Genomic DNA, 25417 nt, shown 5'->3' on the forward strand with positions numbered 1-25417 from the left:
GTCGGGGCCGGCCGGGGGTCCGGGGGTTGTCCCCCGGGTCAGCATTGCCACGGGCGTGGTCGAGCGCGACTTGGTGCCGGTCGAGGAGCGCTGACACCTGCCGGTGGGGGCGCCGCTTCAGTGGTGCCCCGCCGCTGATCGTGCCCGTTGGTATTGGCCGTGGCCGTCCTTCCTTGTGTAGTGCGCCGGCGGTCGGGGCCGGCCGGGGGTCCGGGGGTTGTCCCCCGGGTCAGCATTGCCACGGGCGTGGTCGAGCGCGACTTGGTGCCGGTCGAGGAGCGCTGACACCCGCCGGTGGGGCGCCGGGTGACTGGTGCCCCACGCTGGGGACGTACCGGGGTCTTCGGGAACGTCCGCCCAAGATTCGTCGCTGGCGGTGTGTGGGCGGCTGCGGGTCCGTTGTGGCTTGTCGCGCAGTTCCTCGCGCCCCTTGGGCCCGCTGCCGTGCCGTCGGCCGAGCGCCGAGCGAGTTCCAGGCGTAGAGCAAAAACAGAAGGCGCCCTGGCGCCGGTCCCCCCACGGGCCGACGTCCAGGGCGCCTTCCCATGTCCCGGTGCGGATTCCCCCCACGGGATCCGGCCGGGCGTTTGAGAGAGCAGCGCCTGAATCGCTGTCTTTCGGTGTTGCAGTTGTACTGCCGTTTGAGCAGAACGAGCAAAAGTCGCCGTACTACTCCTGTGTGCGGTCTGCCGGGACAACGCACGTTCGAGAGGGCCGCTCAAAGCTTCCCGATGTACGTGCCCCGGCAACGCAACTCTGAGGAAGTCCCCCAAGACATCCTCAGATGCCAGGTGGCGCCCCCCAAGACGCTGCCTGACATCGTCAACTTAGACCTTCGAACCCCTTCGATGGTTACGTTCACATCACTGTGATCTGCGTCTCTTGCATATGTCCGTTAGATGCGCAAGAGCCCCGATACGTCGATCGAGGCTCAAGCGTAAGGATGATGCGCGAGCCTTGTGAAGAGCTTATGTGAGGCTGGCGCCGGACTCCAGAGGTGCTTTCGCCTCGACTTGGCCTAACCGCCGGTAACTTCGCCGCAGTTCAGCGGAACGTCCGCAGCCGAAGGCTGTTCGTGACCACGAACACCGACGAGAAGGCCATCGCCGCCCCGGCGATCATCGGATTCAGCAGCCCGGCGGCGGCCAGCGGCAGCGCGGCCACGTTGTACCCGAAGGCCCACACGAGGTTGGCCTTGATGGTCGACAAGGTCCGCCGGGACAGCCGGATCGCGTCCGCCGCCACCCGCAGATCCCCGCGCACCAGCGTCAGGTCGCCCGCCTCGATCGCCGCGTCGGTCCCGGTCCCCATCGCCAGCCCCAGGTCGGCCGCGGCCAGCGCGGCCGCGTCGTTGACCCCGTCGCCGACCATCGCGACGCTCCGCCCCTCGCCCTGCAGCCGCCGTACGGCCTCGACCTTGTCCTCGGGCAGGACCTCCGCGATCACCTGCTCGATGCCGACGGATTGCGCCACCGCCTCGGCCACCGCACGGTTGTCCCCGGTCAGCAGCACGGGCGTGAGCCCCAGCGCACGCAGTTCGCGCACGGCCTGAGCGCTGGTCTCCTTGATCGCGTCGGCGACGGTGACGACACCGCGTGCCACTCCGTCCCAGCCGACCACCACGGCCGTACGACCGCCCCGCTCGGCCTCCTCCTTGGCGCGGGCCAGCTCCGGCGGCAGCTCGGCGCCATGCTCGGCGAGCCTCCCGACGGCCACCTCACGGCCCTCCACGCGCCCGCGTACGCCCCGTCCGGGCACGTTCTCGAAGCCCTCGACCTCCGGGAGCCGTCCGACCCGCTCCTCGGCGCCCACGGCGACCGCCCGGGCGACGGGGTGCTCGGAGGCGTGCTCGACGGCGCCCGCGAGCCGCAGTACTTCCTCCTCGTCGGCGCCTTCGGCGGCGTACACCTCCTGAAGGGCCATGCGGCCGCTGGTGACCGTTCCGGTCTTGTCGAGTACGACGGTGTCGACGCGGCGCGTGGATTCGAGGACCTCGGGGCCCTTGATGAGGATGCCGAGCTGCGCGCCGCGCCCCGTCCCGACCATCAGCGCGGTCGGCGTGGCCAGGCCCAGCGCACACGGGCAGGCGATGATCAGGACCGCGACCGCCGCGGTGAACGAGGCGGCGCTGTCGCCCGTGACGCCGAGCCACACCCCGAACGTGCCGATCGCGATCGCGATGACGACGGGCACGAAGACCGCCGAGATCCGGTCGGCGAGCCGCTGCACCTCCGCCTTGCCGTTCTGCGCGTCCTCCACCAGCTTCGCCATCCGCGCGAGCTGGGTGTCGGCGCCGACCCGGGTGGCCTCCACGACCAGCCGCCCGCCGGCGTTGACCGTGGCCCCGGTGACCGCGTCGCCGGCGCCCACGTCCACCGGCACCGACTCGCCGGTCAGCATCGAGGCGTCCACCGCCGACATGCCCTCGACGACGGTGCCGTCGGTCGCGATCTTCTCCCCGGGCCGTACGACGAAACGATCCCCCGCGGCCAGCCGGTACACGGGGATGCGCACTTCACGGCCGTCCCGCAGGACGGACACGTCCTTCGCGCCCAGCTCCATCAGGGCCCTGAGCGCCGCTCCCGCGCGCCGCTTGGAGCGGGCCTCCAGATAGCGGCCCAGCAGGATCAGCGCGACGACACCGGCGGCCACTTCGAGGTAGATCGTGGACGCGCCGTCCGTACGGGAGACGGTGAACCGGAATTCGTCGTGCATGCCCGGCATGCCCGCGTCACCGAAGAACAGCGCCCACAGCGACCAGCCGAACGCGGCCAGCGTGCCGACCGACACCAGCGTGTCCATGGTGGCCGCGCCGTGCCGGGCGTTCGTCCAGGCCGCCCTGTGGAAGGGCAGTCCGCCCCAGACGACCACGGGAGCGGCGAGGGTGAGCGCGAGCCACTGCCAGTTGTCGAACTGCAGGGCCGGGATCATCGACAGCAGCACGACGGGGAGTGCGAGCAGGGCGGAGACGGTGAACCGCTCGCGGTAGCCGGCGAGTTCGGGATCCTCCTCGGCGGCCGGCGTCTCGTCCTCGACGGGCTGCGGCGGTGCGGGCTCCTCGGCGGTGTACCCCGTCTTCACCACGGTGGTGATCAGGTCGGCGACCTGGATGCCGGCGGGGTAGGCGACCTTCGCCTTCCCCGTCGCGTAGTTCACCGTGGCGGTCACGCCGTCCATGCGGTTGAGCTTCTTCTCGACGCGGGCCGCGCAGGAGGCGCAGGTCATCCCGCCGATGAGCAGCTCGACGTCTGACGTGTCCGGGTCGGCTATCGGAATCTGGGTGGATGTGCTGGTCATGGCGGGCACCCGGTACCGGTCAGTCCTGGGCGACGAGCTCGAAGCCCGCCTCGTCCACCGCGGTGCGCACCGCTGCCTCGTCGAGCGGGGCCTCGGAGACGACGGTGACCTCGCCGGTCGCGGCGACAGCCTTGACCGAGCTGACGCCGGGGATCTCGGAGATCTCGCCGGAGACGGAGCCCTCGCAGTGTCCGCAGCTCATGCCGCTCACCTTGTAGACGGCGGTGACGGTACCCGGGGTGCCGGTCTGGGCGGTCATGTGGTTCTCCTCGTCGAGGCGTGTGGGGCTGTGGGGGCCCACTGGGGCCCTCCACTTCTCACACTATACCCCTAGGGGGTACCCATCCAAGGAGGGTCGAGGGGCGTCGGGCGGGGTGAGTCGCGGCGAAGCGCGCCCGGTCAGGGGGCGGGCTGTATCGATATGCGGCTCCGCCGCGGGGCGCGACCAGCCACGATGTACCCGCAGACACAAACGGCGATGGGAGCCCACATGCGGGCAGTGGTGTTCGAGCAGTACGGCGAGCCGGCCGAGGTGCGTGACGTGCCCGACCCCCGCCCTGCCGACCACGGAGTGGTCGTCCGCGTAGAAGCCACCGGCCTCTGCCGCAGCGACTGGCACGGCTGGCAGGGCCACGACCCCGACATCACCCTGCCCCACGTACCGGGCCACGAGCTGGCCGGTGTCGTGGAGGCCGTCGGCGGCAGAGTGACCGCCTGGCGTCCCGGCGACCGCGTCACCGTCCCCTTCGTGTGCGCCTGCGGAACCTGCGGGGCATGCGCGGCCGGAGACCAGCAGGTCTGCGAACGCCAGACGCAGCCCGGCTTCACGCACTGGGGCTCGTTCGCGCAGTACGTGGCGCTGGACCACGCCGACGTGAACCTGGTCGCGATCCCGGACGACCTGTCCTGCGCCACGGCCGCCTCCCTGGGCTGCCGGTTCGCGACGGCGTACCGCGCGGTGGTGCAGCAGGGCCGGGTGGCGGCGGGGGAGTGGGTCGCGGTGCACGGGTGCGGCGGGGTGGGCCTGTCCGCGGTGATGATCGCGGCGGCGTCGGGGGCGCGAGTGGTGGCCGTCGACGTATCGCCCCAAGCCCTGGACCTGGCACGGAAGTTCGGCGCGGTGGAGTGCGTGGACGCGGCGCGGACGCCGGACACGGCGGCGGCGGTCCTCGCCCTGACCGGCGGCGGCGCCCATCTGTCCCTCGACGCCCTCGGCTCGCCCGTCACCTGCGCCGCCTCCGTGAACGGCCTGCGCCGCCGCGGCCGGCACGTCCAGGTGGGCCTGCTCCCCTCACCCACCGGCACGACCCCCGTCCCGATGGCCCGCGCGATCGCCCTGGAGCTCGAACTCCTCGGCAGCCACGGCATGGCCGCGCACACCTACCCGCCGATGCTGGAGCTGGTGCGGGCGGGAGTGCTGCGCCCCGACCTGCTCGTCACGTCCACGATCACCCTGGACGCGACCCCCACCGCCCTGGCGGCGATGGGGACGGCGCCGGGGGCGGGGGTGACGGTCATCGAACCGTGGAGCTGAGGGCGGCCCACTCATGGTCGAGGATGGCCATGATCACCTCGTCCGCCCACATGCCGTCCCGCGACTCGACCTCTCTCCGGACCCCTTCCACCACGAACCCGACCTTCTCGTAGACGCGCAGGGCGCGCCGGTTGTGGCCATAGGCCTCCAACTGGATCCGGTGGAGGCCGAGTTGTTCGAAGCCGTGGCCGACGACGAGCCGGGTGGCCTCGGTGCCGAGCCCCCGGTTCCGGCCGCGCGGGCCGATCAGGGTGCGGAAGGTACAGCTGCGGGCATCCGGATCCCACTCGTACAGGACGACTTCGCCGACGAGTTCACCGGTGGCGCGGTCGGTGACGGCCAGGTCGAGGCGGTCGGGCTGGTCCGCCCGGGAGCCGTACCAGGTGCGCAGCCGCTCCGGAGTGAGCTCGGTGGAGGATTCGCCGGTGAAACGCCGGACCTCGGGGTCCTCGATGATCTCCCACATGGTGTCGGCGTCCGTCTCGGTGAACGGCCGCAGGACGGTCTTCTCGCCGGTGAGGAACGGTTTCACGGAGAAGTTGCTCATCGGACGACTGTGCCCCACGCGGCAGGTGGGGCACAGGTGGTTTTTCAGGAGGCCGGACGCCGGAGATCAGTCGTCTCTACGACCGCGATTGCCGGGCCTGGAAGCCACCCAGGCCCGGACCGTGTCGGCGTACCAATAGGGTCTGCCGCCCTCGACATGGTCGGGTGGGGGCAGCAGCCCGTGCTTGCGATAGGACCGCACGGTGTCCGGCTGCACCTTGATGTGCGCAGCGATCTCCTTGTACGACCAGAGGCGTGGGTCGGTCATGGGGTGCACCTCCCTGCGCGCACCGCGGGGGCGGCCGGAGGCGGCCGTCGGGGGAGCCGGGCGCTGCGCTGGCGATCACAAAGCCTGTGCCTCGTGAAACGAGGGGGAGCGAGGGCAGGACAGTGCCTGTGAGCCGGGTGTGACGCAACACTCGCGTACACATGACATGTGTGACACACGGGGGGCGTTTGTGACAGGAGTGCTGCAATGGTGTGGGCGACCCGAAGGCGCGGCGCGTTGACATCGCCGAAGGGCCCCTGGGCGCACGGGCGTTGGCGAGGTGGGCCGGACCCGCTGCGCCGGGCCCGGCCCACCGGCTCCCCCGCTTCCCCCATGGCGGGCGCGGTCGGAGATCTCCCCCGGGATCAACCGGCCGGACGATCAGCGTGCATTCAGCGGACCCTGCCGGTCTTGGAAAAAACCGCACTTCGCCCGGACGTGAGCAAGAGGCTCGTCGCCTCGCCGGTCATCCGGTCGACGGTCGGCACGCCGGGCTGCGACACCGGCGGGATGACGCGGGCCATGGTGAACTCCCGCGGAGTGCACCCCGTCATGGCCCTGAACTCGCCGCTGAGATGGGCCTGGTCGTAGAAGCCGCAGATCGCGGCGGTCTCCGCCTGGCCGCGGCCCTCCGTGAGCAGCCGCCGCGCGCGTTGCAGCCGCAGCACCCGCGCCGCGACCTTCGGGCCGAGTCCGATCTGCTCCCGGAACCGGTTCTCCAGGTGCCGTACGCTCCAGCCCACTTCTTCGGCGAGCGACCGCACCGGCACCGCCCCCCACGTCCGCACCAGCTCCGACCAGGCCCGTACGACCCGCGCCGAACTCGGCGTCCCGGCCTCCGACCAGCGCACCAACACGTCGTCGAGAAACCCGAACCGCTCCTCCCAGGTGGGCAACGAGGCCAGCGCGGCGGAGAGTTCGCGAACGGTGTTCCTACGGTCGCCCACCCGTCGCGTGGCCAGGGCGTGCGGCAGGTCGTCGGGATCGATGGTGCGGTCGATGAGTTCGTACAGCGGAGTCCCGAAGAGAGTGAACGACGCCCAAGGCGCCATCAGCACCTCGATCCCCGACAACCGCCCACTGTGCTCCCCGACGGCCGGCGTGGTCGTCGGCCCGGAGTACACGGACACAAGGGTGACCGGAGCCCGGCCGGAACGGGAGACACGTACGGGCTGCTCGAACCCGAGCAGCAGGGTTGCGGCCCCGATGGGAGCCTCGAGCCGGCGTCGAGGCCGGTCGAGGTTGAGCCGTATCCCGCGATAACTGATCACTCCGGGCCGCAGCCGAGGATCGGGCCGAGCAAGAACGGTCTCCCACGCCCCCCAGGCGCCCTGCCCGGACCGCACACGCACAGCACTCGTCATCCACCCATGCTGCAACGCCCTCAGGGGCGCGGGGAACTGCGCGACAAGCCCCAAACAACCCGCACTCGCCGACACACGGAACCCGGCACCCCAGTAGGCGCCCTTACGCCCCGCACGACCTGAGGAACGCCCGCGTACGCTTCGCGATCGGCAGCGGAGCGCTGGGCTCGCAGGGATACATGTCCTGCTCGACGATCGCGAACAGATCCACGTCCAACTTCCCCGCGGCCTCCAGGACGGGCCCAAGCGCAGGCACACCGGCCGGCGGCTCGCACATCACACCGCGCGCGACAGCCGGCCCGAACGGCACCTCATTGGCCCGCACATCCGCGAGGATCTCCGGATCCACCTGCTTGAGATGCAGATACCCGATCCGCTCCCCGTACGTCTCGATGAGCTTGACGCTGTCCCCACCGCAGTACGCGTAGTGCCCCGTGTCCAGACACAGGGACACCAGATCGGAGTCGGTCCCGTCGAGGAACCGTACGACGTTCTCCTCGCTGTCGATGTGGGTGTCGGCATGCGGATGCACGACGATCTGCAACCCGTACCGCTCCCGCACCTCCCGCCCGAGCCGCTCGGTCAGCGAAGTGAGATTCCGCCACTGCTCGACCGTCAGCGTGTCCGGCTCCAGCACCTCGCCGGTCTTGTCGTCCCGCCAGAACGACGGAATGACAACGAGATGCCTCGCACCCATGGCCTGCGCAAGCACCGCGTTGTCGGCGACGTGCGCCCAGGTCTTCTCCCAGACGGCCGCACCGTGGTGCAGCCCCGTGAACACCGTGCCGGCGGACACCTTCAGGCCGCGGCGCGAGGTTTCCTCCGTGAGGACGGTCGGATCGGTCGGCAGATACCCGTAGGGACCCAGCTCGATCCACTCGTAGCCGGACTGCGCGACCTCGTCGAGGAACCTCTGCCAGGGGACCTGCTGCGGATCGTCGGGGAACCACACACCCCACGAGTCGGGAGCCGACCCGATCCGGATGCGGGAGAGTGAGGACTGAGGAGACAACGACGTCATGGCGGTCAGCTTCAGCGCGAGCAGCAAGCGCTGTCAAGGTCTCGTCCGAATGTCTGGACAAAACATTGACAGGGTCGAGCACCCGGGACTACAAACGCGGGGAGAGCCGTGACGAAGGGATGCCGATGGCGTACGACCTGATCACCATGGGGCGGATCGGAGTGGACCTGTATCCGCTCCAGACCGGCGTCCCGCTGCCGCAGGTGACGTCCTTCGGCAAGTTCCTCGGCGGCTCGGCGACGAACGTCGCGGTCGCCGCGGCCCGCCTGGGACGCCGCACGGCCGTGATCACGCGCACCGGCGACGACCCCTTCGGCGCCTACCTCCACGAGGCCCTGCAGGGCTTCGGCGTCGACGACCGCTGGGTCACCCCGGTCCCGGGCCTGCCCACGCCGGTCACGTTCTGCGAGGTCTTCCCGCCGGACGACTTCCCGCTGTACTTCTACCGGCAGCCCAAGGCTCCCGACCTGGAGACAGACGCCCACGAGCTCGACCTCGACGCCATCCGGGACGCCCGTATCTTCTGGGTCACCGGCACCGGCCTGAGCGAGGAGCCGAGCCGTACGGCGACGCTGGCGGCCCTCGCCCACCGAGCCAAGTCCGGTACGACGGTCTTCGACCTCGACTGGCGCCCCATGTTCTGGAAGGACCCCGACTCCGCGCGCCCCTTCTACCGGGAGGCCCTGCGCCACACCACCGTCGCGGTCGGCAACCTCGACGAGGTCGAGGTCGCCACCGGGGTGCGCGAACCGCAGGCCGCCGCGCAGGCGTTGCTGGACGCCGGTGTCGAGATCGCCGTCGTCAAGCAGGGCCCCAAGGGCGTCCTCGCCGTCAGCAGCAAGGGCGACTCCGCCGAGGTCCCCCCGCTCCCGGTGAACGTCCTCAACGGCCTCGGAGCGGGCGACGCCTTCGGTGGCTCCCTCTGCAACGGTCTGCTGGAGGGCTGGGACCTGGAGACGATCATGCGGCACGGCAATGCGGCCGGCGCGATCGTCGCCTCCCGCCTGGAGTGCTCCTCCGCCATGCCGACCGTCGACGAGATCGAGTCCGCCCTCAAGGCCGGAGCGGTGCTGTGAGCACGCGCCGCCGCAAGGGCGTGGACGAGACGGGCGACACCGGCTGCCTGGGCATGACTGTGGCTGCGAGGAGCGAAGCCCCGGCCGCGTCCCCGACCGTCGACGTCGGCGAACTCGTCCGCATCCGCGCCCACCGCCCCGAGGCGATAGCGGAGGCGGCCGCCCGCCGCACCCGCAGGCCGCTGCTGAACGACTCCGGCCGGCTGATGATCGTCGCCGCCGACCACCCGGCCCGCGGCGCCCTCGGCGTCGGCGACCGCAAGTTCGCCATGGCCAACCGCGCCGACCTGCTCGAACGCCTCTGCCTGGCCCTGTCCCGCCCCGGCGTCGACGGCGTCCTCGCGACCGCCGACATCCTCGACGACCTGCTCCTGCTCGGCGCCCTCGACGGCAAGGTCGTCATGGGCTCGATGAACCGCGGCGGCCTGCAGGGCGCCAGCTTCGAACTCGACGACCGCTTCACCGGCCACCGCGCCGAGGACATCGAGCGGCTCGGCTTCGACGCGGGCAAGCTGCTGCTGCGCATCGACTACGACGACCCGGGCTCCCTCACCACCCTGGAGTCCACCGCCCGCGCCATCGACGACATGGCCGCCCGCCGGCTCCCGCTCTTCGTCGAGCCGTTCATCAGCCGCCGTACCGAGGAGGGCAGGCTGAAGAACGACCTGTCCGCCGAGGCCGTCACCAAGTCCATCGCCATCGCCTCCGGTCTGGGCGGCACTTCGGCCTACACCTGGCTGAAGCTGCCGGTCACCGAGAACCCCGACGACATGGCCGAGGTCATGGAGACCTCCACGCTCCCGGCCGTCCTGCTCGGCGGCGAGGTCGGTGACGACCAGGACGGCGCGTACGAGAAGTGGCGCGGCGCCCTCCAACTGCCCACCGTGCGCGGCCTGGTGGTCGGCCGTTCGCTGCTGTACCCGGCGGACGGCGATGTGGCCGCCGCGGTGGACACCGCGGTAGGACTGCTGTGAGGGGCGGATGTACCGTGCAAACAGGCACCGAAGTCACCACAGCCGAGTTCCAACTCCTGGGCGGGGAAAGCGTGTTCGCGTCGGTCACCGACGTCGCGCAGGCACCCCGGGACGCCCGGGTCCAGATCGCCTCCGGCGCGGGAAGCCGCTTCGCCCTGGCAGGAGCGAAGTGCGAGCGAAGACTCCCCGCCCGCTACGGCCCCGCGCCGGAGGTCCCCATGTGTGAACGCCGGTGGCAGCCGTTGCGTACCCGAGTCCATCGATGAAGGAGGGATGTCGATGACCTCGACGACGAGGCTCACGGTCGCGCAGGCACTCGTACGCTTCCTCGCCGCCCAGCACACCGAACGCGACGGCGTACGGCAGCGGCTGATCGGCGCGACCTGGGGCATCTTCGGCCATGGCAACGTCGCCGGGATCGGCCAGGCGCTCGTCGAGTACGCCGACGACATGCCGTACCACCAAGGCCGTAACGAACAGGCCATGGTGCACGCGGCAGTCGGCTATGCGCGGCAGTCCAACCGGCTGTCCACGCATGCCGTGACGACCTCCGTCGGCCCGGGGGCGACCAACCTCGTGACGGGCGCCGCGCTCGCCACCGTCAACCACCTCCCGGTCCTGCTCCTCCCCGGCGACGTCTTCGCCACCCGCCCCGCGGACCCGGTCCTCCAGCAGCTCGAGGTCCCGTACGCCGGCGATGTGTCCGTCAACGACAGCCTGCGCCCGGTGTCGAAGTACTTCGACCGCATCACGCGCCCCGAGGCCCTGATCCCGTCGGCCCTGAACGCCATGCGCGTGCTCACCGACCCCGTCGAGACCGGCGCCGTGACTCTCGCTCTTCCGCAGGACGTTCAGGCCGAGGCGTACGACTGGCCGGACGAGTTCTTCGCCGAGCGCACCTGGGTCGTACGGCGTCCGGGGGCCGACCCGACCGAACTCGCCGATGCGGTAAGGGCGATCAGGGGCGCGCGCAGGCCGCTGGCGATCGCGGGCGGCGGCGTCCACCACAGCCGGGCCGAGGAGGCCCTCGTCGAGTTCGCGGAGAGCACCGGCATACCGGTCGCCTCCACCCAGGCCGGCAAGGGTTCTCTGCGCTACGACCATCCCCAGGACGTCGGGGGAGTGGGCCACACCGGCACGGCGACCGCCGACGAACTCGCCCGCACCGCCGACCTGGTGATCGGCGTCGGCACGCGCTACACCGACTTCACCACGGCCTCCGGCACCCTCTTCACCGGCCAGGGCGTCCGCTTCCTCAACCTCAACATCGCGCCCTTCGACGGCCACAAGCTCGCCGGGATGCCGCTGATCGCGGACGCCCGCAGCGGACTGCAGGAGCTGACGGCGGCGCTGGACACGCATGCGTACCGGGTCGCGGCCTCCTACGTCACCGAGTACACCGAGGACAAGGAGCGCTGGGAGCAGCGCGTCGACGCCTGCTACGAGGCCGACGAGCCGGACGTACGGCCGACGCAGCCGCAGGTCCTGGGCGCGCTCGACGCTCTGGTGGACGAGTCGGACGTGATCATCAACGCGGCCGGCTCCCTCCCGGGCGACCTGCACAAGCTGTGGCGGGCGCGCTCGCGGGACCAGTACCACCTGGAGTACGGCTACTCCTGCATGGGCTACGAGATCCCGGCCGCGATCGGCGTGAAGATGGCCGCCCCCGAGCGGCCGGTCTGGGCGCTGGTCGGCGACGGCACGTATCTGATGATGCCGACGGAGATCGTGACCGCGGTGCAGGAGGGCATCGCGATCAAGGTGCTGCTCGTGCAGAACCACGGGTACGCGTCCATCGGCGGCCTGTCCGAGTCGGTGGGCGGCGAGCGGTTCGGCACGGCCTACCGCTTCCAGTCGGACGACGGTACGTACACGGGGGCGCCGCTGCCCGTGGATCTCGCCGCGAACGCCGCGAGCCTGGGCATGCGCGTGTTGCGTGCGAAGACCGTCGGCGACCTGCGGGACGCTCTGGCCGTGGCCCGCGCCGCCGACACACCCACATGTGTCTACGTCGAGACCGAAACGGCCGACACTGTGTCGGGCCCGCCGCCGGCGCAGGCCTGGTGGGATGTACCTGTGGCCGAGACCGCGACCCGACCGTCGGCGGTGAAGGCCCGTGAGCTGTACGAACGGCACGTCTCGACCCGACGCCGCCATCTGTGAAGGAGAAACCGGTCATGACGAAAATCGTCAACCACTGGATCGGCGGCAAGACCGCCGAGGGCACGTCGGGGAACTACGGCCCGGTCACCGACCCGGCGACCGGCGCCGTGACGACGAAGGTCGCGTTCGCCTCGGTCGACGAGGTGGACGCCGCGGTCGCCGCCGCCAAGGACGCCTTCGCGACCTGGGGCACCTCTTCGCTGGCCAAGCGGACCACGATCCTGTTCAGGTTCCGGGCGCTGCTCGAGGCGAACCGGGACGCGATCGCCGAGCTGATCACCGCCGAGCACGGCAAGGTGCACAGCGACGCGCTGGGCGAGGTGGCCCGCGGCCTGGAGATCGTGGACCTGGCGTGCGGGATCACCGTGCAGCTCAAGGGCGAGCTGTCGACCGAGGTGGCCAGCCGCGTGGACGTCTCGTCCATCCGCCAGCCGCTCGGTGTCGTCGCCGGCATCACGCCGTTCAACTTCCCGGCCATGGTGCCGATGTGGATGTTCCCGATCGCCATCGCGACCGGCAACACGTTCGTGCTGAAGCCGTCCGAGAAGGACCCGTCGGCCTCCATCAAGATCGCCGAGCTGCTGGCCGAGGCCGGTCTGCCGGACGGCGTCTTCAACGTCGTGCACGGCGACAAGGTGGCCGTCGACCGCCTCCTGGAGCACCCGGACGTCAAGGCCGTCTCCTTCGTCGGCTCGACCCCGATCGCCCGCTACATCCACACCACCGCCGCCGCCAACCACAAGCGCGTGCAGGCGCTGGGCGGCGCCAAGAACCACATGCTCGTCCTCCCGGACGCCGACCTGGACGCGGCGGCGGACGCGGCCGTCTCCGCCGCCTACGGCTCCGCGGGCGAGCGCTGCATGGCCATCTCCGCGGTGGTCGCGGTCGGCTCCATCGGCGACGAGCTGGTGGACAAGATCCGCGAGCGCGCCGAGAAGATCAAGATCGGGCCCGGCAACGACCCCACCTCCGAGATGGGCCCGCTGATCACCAAGGTGCACCGCGACAAGGTGGCCTCCTACGTGGAGGGCGCCGCCGCCGAGGGCGCCGAGGTCGTGCTCGACGGCACCGGCTACACGGTCGAGGGCTTCGAGGACGGCCACTGGATCGGCATCTCGCTGCTCGACAAGGTGCCCACCACCGCCAAGGCCTACCAGGACGAGATCTTCGGCCCGGTGCTGTCCGTGCTGCGCGTCGACACGTACGAGGAGGGCGTGGCCCTCATCAACGCCTCGCCGTTCGGCAACGGCACCGCGATCTTCACCCGTGACGGCGGCGCCGCGCGCCGCTTCCAGCTGGAGATCGAGGCCGGCATGGTCGGCGTCAACGTCCCGATCCCGGTCCCCGTCGGCTACCACAGCTTCGGCGGCTGGAAGGACTCGCTCTTCGGCGACCACCACATCTACGGCAACGACGGCACCCACTTCTACACCCGGGGCAAGGTCGTCACCACCCGCTGGCCCGACCCCGCCGACGCCCCCGCCGGCGTCGACCTCGGCTTCCCCCGCAACCACTGAGAACCTGCGGTGCCCCGCCCTCCCGGAGAGTCTCTCCGGGAGGGCGGGGCACCGCCATGTCCGGGTCAGCCCTGCTGCCCCTGGTTCTTCTTTATCGCCTCCGTGAGGTCGCCGACCTGCGCGGCCGCCGGGGCCTTCACTGGGGCCGTGGCGCCGAACTTCTCGAAGTCCATGGTCACCTTCACGGCGCCGATCTGCTGCTTCAGCCGGACCGGCAGGTCCTTGGGCCCGACCCAGATGTCCATGGTCAGCGAGTCGGCGCCGCCGGTCAGCGAGCCCATGACGTTGCTGTCGTCGCCGTAGGCGTCCTTGAACCTGCCCATGTGCGCCTTGTCGACCACGGCCCGGTAGTGCGTCGTGGTCTGCCCGTCGACGGTCTCCTTGCCGAGGTCCTTGACGTTGTTCGCGTACTTGAGGCTCTTCATCGAGGCCGCCGGGTTGCCCCCGCTGCTGCCGCTGAAGGCCTGCGAGCCCTTGTCGCCGAAGATCGCCGAGGAGTCGATCTTCATCCACTCCTTGCCCCGGAGCGGGCCGGAGGACTGCGGGTCGATGTCGTAGTAGTAGGCGCCGTCCACGAACAGGATCCGGGTCGTCGGGCTGGCGTGCAGCTGCTGCAGCTGGGCGGCCTTGGTGTCCATCAGGGCGTCGAACGCGAGGCCGTCGCCCCAGGAGTAGGTGCCGTTCATGGCGATCGGGGTGCCCGTGCCCATGTCGGTGCTCACCTTGACCTCGGCCGAGCCGAGCTGCTCGGTCCGGTCGGTCGCCCGCGCCAGCACCGCCATGATCTTGTCGGCGTTGTCCACGGCCTTGGCCGCGGTCTTCGCGCTCTCCGCGCCGCACGCGGACACCGCGACCATCGCCGCTGCCGTGAACCCCACCCAGGCAGCGGTGTACTTCAGCTTCATGAGTCCCCACCCATTGCTGTGATTCGGTTGTGAGTTTCTTGATCGATGACTGTAGCGGGACACACTGACAGGTCCGGATCCCGGACGTCCTCCCGTTTTTTCGCCGCGGCCCCTGCGATTTCCGTACGGCTCAACAGGGCGGTAGGACCTGACGGGAACACCGTATCCGCGCGTTTCAGTGCGATTGATCTACGGATTCCGCAGCAGAACACCCATTGACGCGATGGTTTTCGTCGGGGTTCCATGCAACACCGCCCCACCGCCGGAGGCGTTCCGCACGAGTCGATCGGAACCGCTTGATGACCGACACGCTCCGCCCTGTCGACACCGCCGTCCCAGAGGCACCGGACAGCAGTCCCACGCAGCTCAAGCGCTCCATCGGGGTGGTGGGCGGGACCCTCCTCACGCTGTCGTGCGTGACGCCCGCCTCCACCCTCTTCGTGGTCGTCCCGGACCTGTTCGGCTCGCTGGGCACCGCAACCGCCCTGACGATCGCCATCGGCTCGGTCCTCTGTATCGCCGTGGCGTTCTGCTACTCGGAGCTGGGCACCCTGATCCCCAGCGCGGGCGGCGAGTACGCGATGGTGTCGACGATGGCCGGACGGCTCGCCGGCTGGCTGGTCTTCGTCCTCTCGCTCCTGGTGGTGATGATCGTCCCGCCGGTGATCGCGATGGGTACGGCGGACTACCTGGCACTGGTGGTGCACCTGGACCCGTCGATCGCGGGAGCCGGCGTCATGCTGCTCGCGACCCTCGCCGGCCTGCTCGACCTGCGCGCCAACGCCTGGATCACCGGCATCTTCCTGGTCCTGGAGGTCATCGCGGCGGCCGTGGTGGCGGTCCTGGGCTTCGCGCACAGCGAGCGGGGCGTGGGCAGTCTGGTGTCGATGCAGGTGGCCGGCGCGGACGGCCACAACGACACGGTGACGGCGATGCTGGTGGTCTCGGGTCTGGCCATCGCCCTCTTCGTCACCCAGGGCTTCTCGACGGCCGTCTACCTCTCCGAGGAACTGGAGAACCCGCGCCGCAACGTGGCCCGCACGGTTCTGGCCACCCTCGCCATCTCCACGGTGATCATCCTGGTCCCGGTGGTGGCGATCACGATGGGCGCCTCGGACCTCTCCGAACTCACCGGCGGCGACATCAGCTCCATGGTCACCGCCTGGTCCAACTCCGCGGTCGGCACCTTCGTCAGCCTGTGCGTGGCCCTCGCGATCATCAACGCGGGCATCGTCATGGTCATCCAGAACTCCCGAGTCCTGTTCGCCTCGGCCCGCGACAAGGCCTGGCCCACCCCGGTCAACAACGTCTTCGCCAAGCTCGGCCGCTTCGGCTCCCCCTGGGTGGCCACCCTCGCGGTCGGGATCCCCGGCGCCCTCCTCTGCTTCGTCAACCTCGACACCCTGTACGGCGTCACGGGCGTCTCGGTGACGGGCATGTACCTCCTCGTCGCAGTGGCCGCCCTCCTCTCCCGCCGCGGCTCCCACCAGCACACGCACGCGTGGCGCATGCCCCTGTGGCCGGCGATGCCGGTCCTGCTCATCGCGGTCCTGGCGTACATCCTGAGCCAGCAGGAGGTGAGCTACCTGCTGTGGACGGGCGGCATCACTGCGGCGGCCACCCTGTACTGGGCGCTGTACCTGCGCCCGCGCAAGGCCACGCGGTGGCTTGTTTCACTGCCGGACGACGAGCGCTTTTAGGGGCGCGGGGCTGTATCGATTTGCGGCTGCGCCGCGTGGGCGCGACAAGCCACAACGAACCCGCGCCCGGCAAATCACAGAACGAACCGAGTTCGTAGCCGTACACCAGTCGCGGTACAAGAGGACCACCCCGTACTCCCACGGGATGGCCGCCCGTTCACCCCGGGGTCTGCTCCCACTGTCGGAGACTCCCCGTACCGTTGAGACATGGATCTTCGACCGCCCCGCCTGCGAGGGCTGCTTCGGGGGCCCCGGAGGCTACTGGCCGCCGGGGCCGCCGTCGTCGTACTCGCCGGTGCAGGTACGTGGACGGTAGCCACCGCCTCCGACGACGCACCGCAGGTACACCGCGCCGACCGGATCATGTCCGTGGACGGCGTACGCATCGACACCTCGTACTTCACTGCGGGCCCGGCCGGCAGGCGCCCCGCCGTGCTCCTGGCCCACGGATTCGGCGGCACCAAGCAGGACGTACGGCAGCAGGCGGAGGACCTGGCCGAGGACGGCTACGCGGTACTGACCTGGTCGGCCCGCGGCTTCGGCAGATCCACAGGCAAGATCGGCCTGAACGACCCCAAGGGCGAGGTCGCCGACGTCTCGAAGCTGATCGACTGGCTGGCGGAACAACCCCAGGTCGAACTCGACAAGCCCGGCGACCCGCGCGTCGGCGTCGCAGGCGCTTCCTACGGCGGCGCGATCTCCCTGCTGGCGGCAGGCCACGACCACCGTGTGGACGCCATCGCCCCGGCGATCACGTACTGGAACCTGGCGGACGCCCTGTTCCCGAACGGCGTCTTCAAGAAGCTCTGGGCCGGCATCTTCGTCAACACCGGCGGCGGCTGCGACAAGTTCCAGCCCGAGCTGTGCCGGATGTACGAGCGCGTGGCCGAGTCGGGCAAGCCGGACGCACAGGCGCGTGAACTCCTCGAGGCCCGCTCCCCGTCCGCCGTGGGCGACCGCATCAAGGTGCCCACACTCCTGCTGCAGGGCCAGACGGACTCCCTCTTCCCGCTCGGCCAGGCCGACGCCGCCGCGAGGGCCATCCGCGCCAACGGCGCCCCCGTCGACGTCGACTGGATCGCGGGCGGACACGACGGCGGCGACATGGAGACGAGCCGCGTCCAGTCACGCGTGCGTGCCTGGTTCGACCGCTACCTCAAGGACGACAAGGCCACGGACACCGGCCCGGCCTTCCGTGTCACCCGCACCGGAGGCGTCGACTCCACCGACGGCGCGGCCCAACTCCGGGGCGCGAGCGGCGACACCTATCCCGGCCTGGAGAGCGGCCGGAAGTCCATCGCCCTGACCGGCAACACACAGAGCTTCGACAACCCGGCAGGCGCCAGCCCGCCCGCCGTCTCCGCCCTGCCCGGCCTCGGCGGAGGCGGTCTCGCGCAGCTCTCCTCGCTCGGCGTCGGGGTGTCGCTGGACTTCCCCGGCCAGTTCGCGCAGTTCGAGTCGGCACCGGTGCGCAACAGCATGCGGATCACCGGGTCGCCGACGGTCACCGTCCACGTGAAGTCGACCAGCGAAGACGCCGTGCTCTTCGGGAAGGTCTACGACGTCGGACCCGGCGCCGGCACACCCGTGCTGCCCTCGCAGCTGGTGGCCCCCATCCGGGTCGAGGGCGCGAAGGCCGGCAAGGACGTGACGATCACGCTCCCGGCCGTCGACCACGAGGTCGAGCAGGGCCACCGTCTGCGCCTGGTCCTCGCCTCCACCGACCTGGGCTACGCCTCCCCGGCCACCCCGGCGACGTACACCGTCTCCGTCGACGGCGACCTCGAGGTGCCGACCGCACCCGGCGTCACGACCGCGGCCGCCCCGCTCCCGTCCTGGGTGTGGTGGCTCCCGCTGACCGGCGCGGTGATCGCCCTGGCGCTTCTCCTGACCAGCCGCCGCCGCACGACCACGGCACCGCCCCCCGCCCCCGAGCTCGCCGAAGTCCCGCTCCAGATCACGGACTTGAGCAAGCGGTACGCGAGGTCGGCGGACCGTTACGCGGTACGGGACCTGTCCTTCCGCGTGGAGAAGGGCCAGGTCCTGGGCCTGCTCGGCCCCAACGGCGCAGGCAAGACCACCACCCTCCGCATGCTGATGGGCCTGATCAAGCCGGACGGCGGCGAGATCCGCGTCTTCGGCCACGCGATCCGCCCCGGCTCCCCGGTCCTGTCCCGGGTCGGCGCGTTCGTCGAGGGCGCGGGCTTCCTGCCGCACCTCTCCGGCCGCGAGAACCTGGAGCTGTACTGGCAGGCGACGGGCCGTCCGGCCGAGGACGCACACCTGGACGAGGCCCTGGAGATCGCCGGCCTCGGCGACGCCCTCGCCCGAGCGGTGCGCACCTACTCCCAGGGCATGCGCCAGCGCCTGGCCATCGCCCAGGCCATGCTCGGCCTCCCGGACCTGCTCATCCTCGACGAGCCGACCAACGGCCTCGACCCGCCGCAGATCCGCGAGATGCGCGAGGTGATGATCCGCTACGCGGCCGCCGGCCGCACGGTGATCGTCTCCAGCCACCTCCTGGCCGAGGTCGAACAGTCCTGCACGCATCTGGTCGTCATGGACCGCGGCCGCCTCGTCCAGGCGGGCCCGGTCGGCGAGATCATCGGCTCCGGCGACACCCTCCTCGTCGGCCTGGCGACCGACATCGCGGACCCGCTGCTCGAGAAGGTGGCCGCACTGCCGGGAGTGGAGTCGGCGACACGGACGGACGGCGGCCTCCTGGTACGCCTGGCGCCCCGAAGGGGCGCGGGGAACGGCGCGACCAGCCACGACGGCGCCGCAGACGGACAACGGCATACGGCGGCACTTCCCAAGGCGCTCACCGGTGACGACACAGAGCCGGGCACCCTCGCGACCGCCACACGCGAAACGAACGGCACGGAACCGGCCGCAGCCGCCGGCTCGGGCTCCGCCGCCCGTCTCCTGGTGGAGCTGGTGCGCCTGGAGGTGCCGGTGGCCTCCCTCGGCCCCCACCGCCGTCTCGAAGACGCCTTCCTCACTCTGATCGGAGGTTCCGCATGAGCACGCTCGTCGAGCGCACCGAGACCGCCTCGGGGTACAAGGCGGGCCGCACCCTGCCCCTCCGGGTCGAGCTCGTCCGGCAGTTGAAGCGGCGGCGGACGCTGGTCATGGGCGGGATCCTCGCCGCGCTGCCGTTCGTGCTGCTGATCGCGTTCGCGATCGGCGGCGACCCGAGCGGCCGCAACGGCCAGGTCACGCTGATGGACACGGCCACCGCGTCCGGCGCCAACTTCGCCGCCGTCAACCTCTTCGTCTCCGCGGGCTTCCTGCTCGTCATCCCGGTCGCCCTGTTCTGCGGGGACACGGTCGCCTCGGAGGCCGGCTGGTCCTCCCTGCGCTATCTGCTCGCCGCCCCCGTGCCGCGCGCCCGCCTGCTGTGGTCCAAGCTCGTCGTCGGGCTCGGGCTCAGCCTGGCCGCGATGATCCTGCTGCCCGTGGTCGCGCTCGCCGTGGGCACGGCCGCCTACGGCTGGGGACCCCTCCAGATCCCCACCGGCGGCGCGCTGGACTCGGGGACGGCCGCCCAGCGCCTGCTCGTGGTCGTGGCGTACATCTTCGTGTCCCAACTGGTCACCGCCGGGCTGGCGTTCTGGCTGTCGACGAAGACCGACGCGCCCCTCGGCGCCGTCGGCGGCGCGGTCGGCCTCACCATCGTCGGCAACGTCCTGGACGCCGTGACGGCCCTCGGCGACTGGCGCGACTTCCTGCCCGCGCACTGGCAGTTCGCGTGGGCGGACGCCGTCCAGCCGCACCCCGAGTGGTCCGGCATGATCCAGGGCACGGCGATTTCCATAACGTACGCGCTCGTGCTGTTCGCCCTGGCCTTCCGGGGTTTCGCCCGCAAGGACGTGGTGTCCTAGGTCAACGGAGGATCTCCCACCGGTCTCAACGGCCCATGATCGTGGCCGTCTTGAGATCCATCCGCAACACCCCGTGCCGCACGTTCCGGCCCGCTGCGCCGTCACAGTCACAGACGTCGACGTCAACGCACCAAGGGGGCACGGAAGATGGAGCGGTACCGAACACCACGACCGGGCACGCGACACCGCACCCGACGACTGCGCACGCCGCACCACGCCACCCGTCGGCTGCGCACCGCCCTCCTCGCCCTCGCGGCGGCGAGCGGCCTGCTGCTCACGGCCTGCGGCGCGGGCGGTTCCGGGAGCAACAGCAACAAGGCCTCCGACAGCTCGAACAGGACCGGCTTCCCGGCCCCCGCCCCGCAGAACAGCCGGGCAACGGGCGAACAGAAGGACGGCGAGGACTCCTTCGCGAGCCCGTCCCCGACCCCCGACTACCTCTCCACCTTCGCCCTCGACGTCGACACGGCCTCCTACGGCTACGCCCGCCGCACCCTCGCCGCCGGCGGCCGCCCCGACCCCGCCACGATCCGCCCCGAGGAGTTCGTCAACAGCTTCCGCCAGGACTACGAACGCCCCGACGGCAACGGCTTCACGGTCACCGTCGACGGCGCCCGTACCGACGAGAAGGACTGGTCCCTGGTCCGCGTCGGCCTCGCCACCCGCCCGGCCACCGACACCGGCGAACGCCCGCCCGCCGCGCTGACCTTCGTCATCGACATCTCCGGCTCCATGTCGGAGCCGGGCCGTCTGGACCTCGCCCAGAAGTCCCTCGACACGATGACGGACCGTCTGCGCGACGACGACTCGGTCGCGATCGTCACCTTCAGCGACAAGGCCGAGCAGGTCCTGCCGATGACCCGCCTCGGCGGCCACCGCGGCGAGATCCACGACGCGATCGACGGCCTGGAGCCGACCTACTCCACCAACCTCGGAGCGGGCGTCGAGACCGGCTACGCCACCGCCGTCGAGGGCCGCCGCGAGAACGCCACCAACCGCGTCGTCCTCGTCTCGGACGCCCTCGCCAACGACGGCGACACCGACCCGGACTCCATCCTGGAGCGCATCTCCTCGGCCCGCCGCGAGTACGGCATCACCCTCTTCGGCGTCGGAGTCGGCAGCGACTACGGCGACGCCCTCATGGAACGCCTCGCCGACAAGGGCGACGGCCACACCGTGTACGTGTCGGCGGAGGACGACGCCCGCAAGGTCTTCTGCCAGGACCTCCCGCAGAACATCGACCTGACCGCCCGCGACGCCAAGGCCCAGGTCGCCTTCGACCCCGAGACGGTCGAGGACTTCCGCCTCGTCGGGTACGACGACCGCCGGGTCGCCGACGACGACTTCCGCAACGACCGCGTCGACGGCGGAGAGGTCGGCCCCGGCCACACGGTCACCGCCCTGTACGCCGTTCACACCAGGCCCGGCGCCGACGGCCACCTCGCCACGGCCACCGTCCGCTGGCTCGACCCCGACACCCGCGACCCGCACGAGAAGTCCGGTGAGTTGGAGACGGGCGCCCTCCGCGACTCCCTCTGGGAGGCAGGCCCCCGCTTCCAAGTCACCGCCGTGGCCGCCTACTTCGCCGATGCCCTGCGCCAGGGCGACGAGCGCTGGACCACTCTCCCCGGCGACCCCGGTCTGGGGGAACTGCAGGACCGTGCCGAGCAGTTGGCGAAGAAGACCGAGGACAAGGACGTGCAACAACTCGCCGAGGCGATAGCACAGGCCCACCGAGACCAGGGCTAGAACACCAGTCCCGTGGTCACGGGCCCATTGACCTTTTCTTACTTGCGAGTAAGTTGACCTCCCAATCAGAGCCGACTGGGGGCGTCATGGGCGTACGCAAGGATCTGAAACGAGCGAAGCAGCGCGCCGACCTGGGGTCCCGCACCAGGACCGAGGTCGTCAAGGACGAGGACGGTGTCGTCCGCGAGGCCCGCACCCCCGCCCTCGCCCCGCGCCCGACCACCGGCAGCACGGCCGACCTCCCCTTCACCAACGCGGCCGAGGCCCCCGACGCGGTGATCCTGCGCCGCAAGGTGCACGACACCTGGCAGCCCGTCACCGCGGCGGCCTTCGCCCGCGAAGTCACCGCCGTGGCCAAGGGGTTGATCGCCGCCGGCCTCGAACCGGGCGGACGGGTCGCCGTGATGTCCCGCACCCGCTACGAGTGGACGGTCCTCGACTTCGCGATCTGGGCGGCGGGCGGCCAGACGGTCCCCGTCTACGCCACCTCCTCGGCCGAACAGGTCGAGTGGATCATCCGCGACTCCGGCACCCGCTTCGTCGTCACCGAAACCACCGAGAACGCCGCCACGGTGACGACGGGCACGGCCCGCCACGAACGCCGGCCGCGCATTTGGCAGTTGGACGCAGACGCACTCACCGACCTCACCATTCTCGGCGACGACGTCCCGGACGAGGAGATCACCAAGCGGCGTACGGCCCTCACCCCCGACACGATCGCGACCATCTGCTACACCTCCGGCACCACCGGCAAACCGAAGGGCTGCGTCCTCACCCACGCCAACCTGCACGCCGAAGCCGCCAACACCGTCGAACTGCTCCACCCGATCTTCAAGGAGGTCACCCGCCAGGTCGCCTCGACGCTCCTCTTCCTCCCCCTCGCCCACATCCTCGGCCGCACCCTCCAGATCGCCTGCCTGATGGCCCGCATCGAGATCGGCCACTGCCCGAGCATCAAGCCCGACGAACTCCGCCCGGCCCTCAAGGAGTTCCGCCCGACCTTCCTCGTCGGCGTCCCGTACCTCTTCGAGAAGATCCACGACACCGGCCGCGCGACCGCCGAGAAGATCGGCCGCGGCGCCTCCTTCGACCGCGCGGACCGCATCGGCGTCCGCTTCGGGGAGGCGTACCTGAACAAGTTCCTGGAGACCGGCAAGGGCCCCGGCCCGGCCCTCTACGCCGCCTGGGCCCTGTACGACCTGCTGGTCTACCGCCGCGTCCGCAAGGAACTCGGCGGCCGCATGCGCTACGCCATCAGCGGCGGCTCCCCGCTCGACCGCAACCTCAACCTGTTCTTCTACGCCGCCGGGATCATCGTCTACGAGGGCTACGGCCTGACGGAGACGAGCGCGGCCGCCACCATCGTCCCGCCTCTCGAACCCCGCCCGGGCACGGTCGGCGTCCCGGTCCCCGGCACCGCGGTGCGCATCGCCGACGACGGGGAGGTGCTCATCAAGGGCGGCATCGTCTTCGGCTCGTACTGGAACAACCCGGCCGCGAGTGACGCCGTGCGCCAGGACGAGTGGTTCGCGACCGGCGACCTCGGCTCCCTCGACGAGGACGGCTACCTCACCATCACCGGCCGCAAGAAGGACATCCTCGTCACCTCCGGCGGCAAGAACGTCTCCCCGGCCGTCCTGGAGGACCGGCTGCGCAGCCGTCCGCCGATCGGCCAGTGCCTCGTCGTCGGCGACAACCGCCCCTTCGTCGCCGCCCTGATCACCCTCGACCCCGAGACCGTCGCCCACTGGCTGACGGTCCGCAAGCTGCCCGCGGACACCCCGATGTCCGAGGCCGTACGGGATCCGCGGATGCGCGCCGACGTCCAGAAGGCCGTCGACTACGCCAACGAGGCCGTCTCCCGGGCCGAGTCGATCCGCGCCTTCGCGCTGGTCGAGGGCGAGTTCACGGAGGACAACGGCCTGCTCACCCCGTCGCTCAAGGTCAAGCGACACGCCGTGACAGCGGCGTACAAGGAGGAGATCGAGGCGCTGTACCGCGGCTGAACACGCTTCAGGGGTCACTCGTGCGGGCGATCGCACAGAGCAGACCAGCTCAAGTGGCGCAATTAAGTGATATATGACTAAGTGTCATTGTTGTGTCACTGTGAGCGAATCTGCGGCGTAGGAGGATGCATGGCCCCTGATCGCCGCCGGTCCGCCCTCGGACGATTGACCTACAGCACCGCCGCGGTGGCCGTGGTCACGGCCCTCGCCCAGGGCCCGGCCTTCCCGACGGCCTTCGCCGCACCGAGCCCGCCCCCGTCGCCGCCGGCCGCCCCGGCCGTCCCGCCCGCCCCTTCGGGACCGGACGAGCGCCGGTTCGCGTTCGGCGCGTTCCTCGACTCCGAGGCCGAAGGCCTGGAGCGACTGAAGGAGTTCAGCGGCTGGCTGGGCGGCGCCGAACTGCGCGTGGGGCACACGTATCTGCCCGGGGACCTGTGGAGCAACATCGAGGGCGCGCACAACTTCCTCGACAGCTGGGCCAAGTGGCGCCGTGCCAAGGCCGACCGGCTGCTCGTGCTCAACGTCCCCTTGATGGAGCGCAACGAGGAGGGCGTCTCCGACATGGGCGTCAGACGGCTGCTGCGGCGCGCGGCGGCCGGCGCGTTCGACGACCACTTCCGGGTGCTGGCCCAGCGCCTGGTCGACCTGGGCGCGACCGACACGGTGCTCGTGCTCGGCTGGGAGATGAACGGCATCACCTACACCCACCGCTGCGGCCCCGACCCGGAGAACTGGAAGCGGTACTGGCGGCGCATCGTCACCGTCATGCGCTCGGTCCCCGGGCAGAAGTTCAGGTTCGACTTCAACCCGAACCGGGGCAGGGACGCGATCCCGTGGCCGGAGTGCTACCCCGGCGACGACGTCGTCGACGTCATCGGCATGGACTCCTACGACCAGCCCCGCGGAATGTCGTTCGACGAGGAGGTGTCCGAGCCCTACGGCCTGCAGTTCCACGTGGACTTCGCGCGGGCCCACGGCAAGCCGATCTCGTATCCCGAGTGGGGCCTGTACCGCAACGGCGACAACGACGAGTACATGCTGCGCATGCTCGCGTGGATGGACGAGCACAAGCCGCTGTACAACACGATCACCGACTACTGCCCGCACGGCGTGTGGCTGTGCTCCGACAACCCCCGCTCGTCCGCGCTGTACCGCGCGGTGCTGACCGCGAACCTGAGACCGCAGCCGACACCGGGACCGTCGGTCCCCCTCCCGAACCCGCCCACGGCTCCCGCCGCACCGACCCCGCCCACGGTCCCCGCCGTACCGGTGCCGACGCCGGCACAGCCGCCGACCCCGGCACCGACTCCCGAACCGACGCCACCGGCCAAGCCGCCCGAGTGCACGCCGGCGGGCCTCGTGCACCTGCTGCAGCAGTTGATCGGCGCCAAGAGCACCGCCTGCCCCCACTGA

General features: G+C 70.7%; 18 protein-coding genes and 1 pseudogene. 12 read left to right on the plus strand and 7 right to left on the minus strand.

Annotated features, from left to right (window positions below; all coding sequences use genetic code 11):
• Positions 1–1044: 1044 nt before the first annotated feature.
• Together ABZ880_RS05870 and ABZ880_RS05875 are read right to left on the minus strand one after the other, a co-directional pair.
• Positions 1045–3297, minus strand: coding sequence for a heavy metal translocating P-type ATPase (locus ABZ880_RS05870; RefSeq protein ID WP_361257484.1), 2253 nt, complete (start codon positions 3295–3297; stop codon positions 1045–1047).
• A gap of 19 nt (positions 3298–3316) precedes the next feature.
• Positions 3317–3556 (minus strand): heavy-metal-associated domain-containing protein, encoded by a 240-nt coding sequence (locus ABZ880_RS05875; protein ID WP_361257486.1) that lies wholly within the window; start codon positions 3554–3556, stop codon positions 3317–3319.
• 231 nt (positions 3557–3787) lie between these two features.
• Here ABZ880_RS05875 and ABZ880_RS05880 point away from each other — a divergent pair, with 231 nt between their 5' ends.
• A complete protein-coding gene (locus tag ABZ880_RS05880; RefSeq protein ID WP_361257489.1) occupies positions 3788–4831 on the plus strand; it encodes a zinc-dependent alcohol dehydrogenase family protein in 1044 nt (347 codons plus the stop codon).
• On the opposite strand, the gene ABZ880_RS05885 is transcribed toward ABZ880_RS05880, so the two are convergent.
• The 4 genes from ABZ880_RS05885 to ABZ880_RS05900 form a co-directional block, all read right to left on the minus strand.
• Positions 4812–5378 (minus strand): GNAT family protein, encoded by a 567-nt coding sequence (locus ABZ880_RS05885; RefSeq protein WP_361257492.1) that lies wholly within the window; start codon positions 5376–5378, stop codon positions 4812–4814. The two genes, ABZ880_RS05880 and ABZ880_RS05885, sit on opposite strands and share 20 nt — an antisense overlap.
• A gap of 66 nt (positions 5379–5444) precedes the next feature.
• On the minus strand, positions 5445–5645 hold the full coding sequence (locus tag ABZ880_RS05890; RefSeq protein WP_361257495.1) for a MerR family transcriptional regulator: 201 nt from the start codon (positions 5643–5645) through the stop codon (positions 5445–5447).
• A 392-nt stretch (positions 5646–6037) separates the two neighbouring features.
• Complete coding sequence (locus tag ABZ880_RS05895) at positions 6038–7009, minus strand: helix-turn-helix domain-containing protein (protein WP_361257498.1); 972 nt, start codon at positions 7007–7009, stop codon at positions 6038–6040.
• Positions 7010–7112: 103 nt separating this feature from the next.
• A complete protein-coding gene (locus tag ABZ880_RS05900) occupies positions 7113–8030 on the minus strand; it encodes a sugar phosphate isomerase/epimerase (protein WP_361258171.1) in 918 nt (305 codons plus the stop codon).
• A gap of 125 nt (positions 8031–8155) precedes the next feature.
• On the opposite strand from ABZ880_RS05900, the gene iolC reads away from it, so the two are divergent.
• From iolC to mmsA, 5 genes and pseudogenes are all read left to right on the plus strand, one after another.
• Positions 8156–9106 (plus strand): 5-dehydro-2-deoxygluconokinase, encoded by a 951-nt coding sequence (gene iolC / locus ABZ880_RS05905; RefSeq protein WP_361257501.1) that lies wholly within the window; start codon positions 8156–8158, stop codon positions 9104–9106.
• A gap of 53 nt (positions 9107–9159) precedes the next feature.
• Entirely contained in the window at positions 9160–10080 is a 921-nt protein-coding gene (locus tag ABZ880_RS05910; RefSeq protein WP_361258174.1) for a deoxyribose-phosphate aldolase, read from the plus strand.
• Positions 10081–10124: 44 nt separating this feature from the next.
• Positions 10125–10301 (plus strand): annotated as a pseudogene (locus ABZ880_RS05915) (5-deoxy-glucuronate isomerase); the annotation flags it as partial.
• 58 nt (positions 10302–10359) lie between these two features.
• The gene (iolD, locus tag ABZ880_RS05920) at positions 10360–12243 is read left to right on the plus strand and encodes a 3D-(3,5/4)-trihydroxycyclohexane-1,2-dione acylhydrolase (decyclizing) (protein WP_361257504.1); all 1884 of its coding nucleotides are present in this window, start codon (positions 10360–10362) and stop codon (positions 12241–12243) included.
• A gap of 14 nt (positions 12244–12257) precedes the next feature.
• Positions 12258–13760, plus strand: coding sequence for a CoA-acylating methylmalonate-semialdehyde dehydrogenase (gene mmsA / locus ABZ880_RS05925; RefSeq protein WP_361257507.1), 1503 nt, complete (start codon positions 12258–12260; stop codon positions 13758–13760).
• A 65-nt stretch (positions 13761–13825) separates the two neighbouring features.
• On the opposite strand, the gene ABZ880_RS05930 is transcribed toward mmsA, so the two are convergent.
• The gene (locus tag ABZ880_RS05930) at positions 13826–14665 is read right to left on the minus strand and encodes a hypothetical protein (RefSeq protein WP_361257510.1); all 840 of its coding nucleotides are present in this window, start codon (positions 14663–14665) and stop codon (positions 13826–13828) included.
• A gap of 299 nt (positions 14666–14964) precedes the next feature.
• Between ABZ880_RS05930 and ABZ880_RS05935 the strand changes: the two genes are divergently transcribed.
• The 6 genes from ABZ880_RS05935 to ABZ880_RS05960 all read left to right on the plus strand — a co-directional run bounded on the left by ABZ880_RS05935 (position 14965) and on the right by ABZ880_RS05960 (position 25417).
• Complete coding sequence (locus ABZ880_RS05935; RefSeq protein WP_361257513.1) at positions 14965–16365, plus strand: APC family permease; 1401 nt, start codon at positions 14965–14967, stop codon at positions 16363–16365.
• Between the two features lie 207 nt (positions 16366–16572).
• Positions 16573–19389: a CocE/NonD family hydrolase gene (locus tag ABZ880_RS05940; RefSeq protein WP_361257516.1), complete on the plus strand. Its 2817-nt coding sequence runs from the start codon at positions 16573–16575 to the stop codon at positions 19387–19389.
• The gene (locus tag ABZ880_RS05945; RefSeq protein ID WP_361257519.1) at positions 19386–20249 is read left to right on the plus strand and encodes an ABC transporter permease; all 864 of its coding nucleotides are present in this window, start codon (positions 19386–19388) and stop codon (positions 20247–20249) included. The genes ABZ880_RS05940 and ABZ880_RS05945 overlap by 4 nt, the downstream gene beginning before the upstream one ends.
• Positions 20250–20396: 147 nt before the next feature.
• Positions 20397–21998, plus strand: coding sequence for a von Willebrand factor type A domain-containing protein (locus ABZ880_RS05950; protein WP_361257522.1), 1602 nt, complete (start codon positions 20397–20399; stop codon positions 21996–21998).
• Between the two features lie 86 nt (positions 21999–22084).
• Positions 22085–24004 (plus strand): AMP-dependent synthetase/ligase, encoded by a 1920-nt coding sequence (locus ABZ880_RS05955; RefSeq protein WP_361257525.1) that lies wholly within the window; start codon positions 22085–22087, stop codon positions 24002–24004.
• A gap of 129 nt (positions 24005–24133) precedes the next feature.
• On the plus strand, positions 24134–25417 hold the full coding sequence (locus ABZ880_RS05960) for a glycosyl hydrolase (RefSeq protein WP_361257528.1): 1284 nt from the start codon (positions 24134–24136) through the stop codon (positions 25415–25417).

The sequence above is a fragment of the Streptomyces sp. NPDC047043 genome (genome assembly GCF_040644055.1).
In the GTDB taxonomy this organism is placed as follows: Bacteria; Actinomycetota; Actinomycetes; order Streptomycetales; family Streptomycetaceae; genus Streptomyces.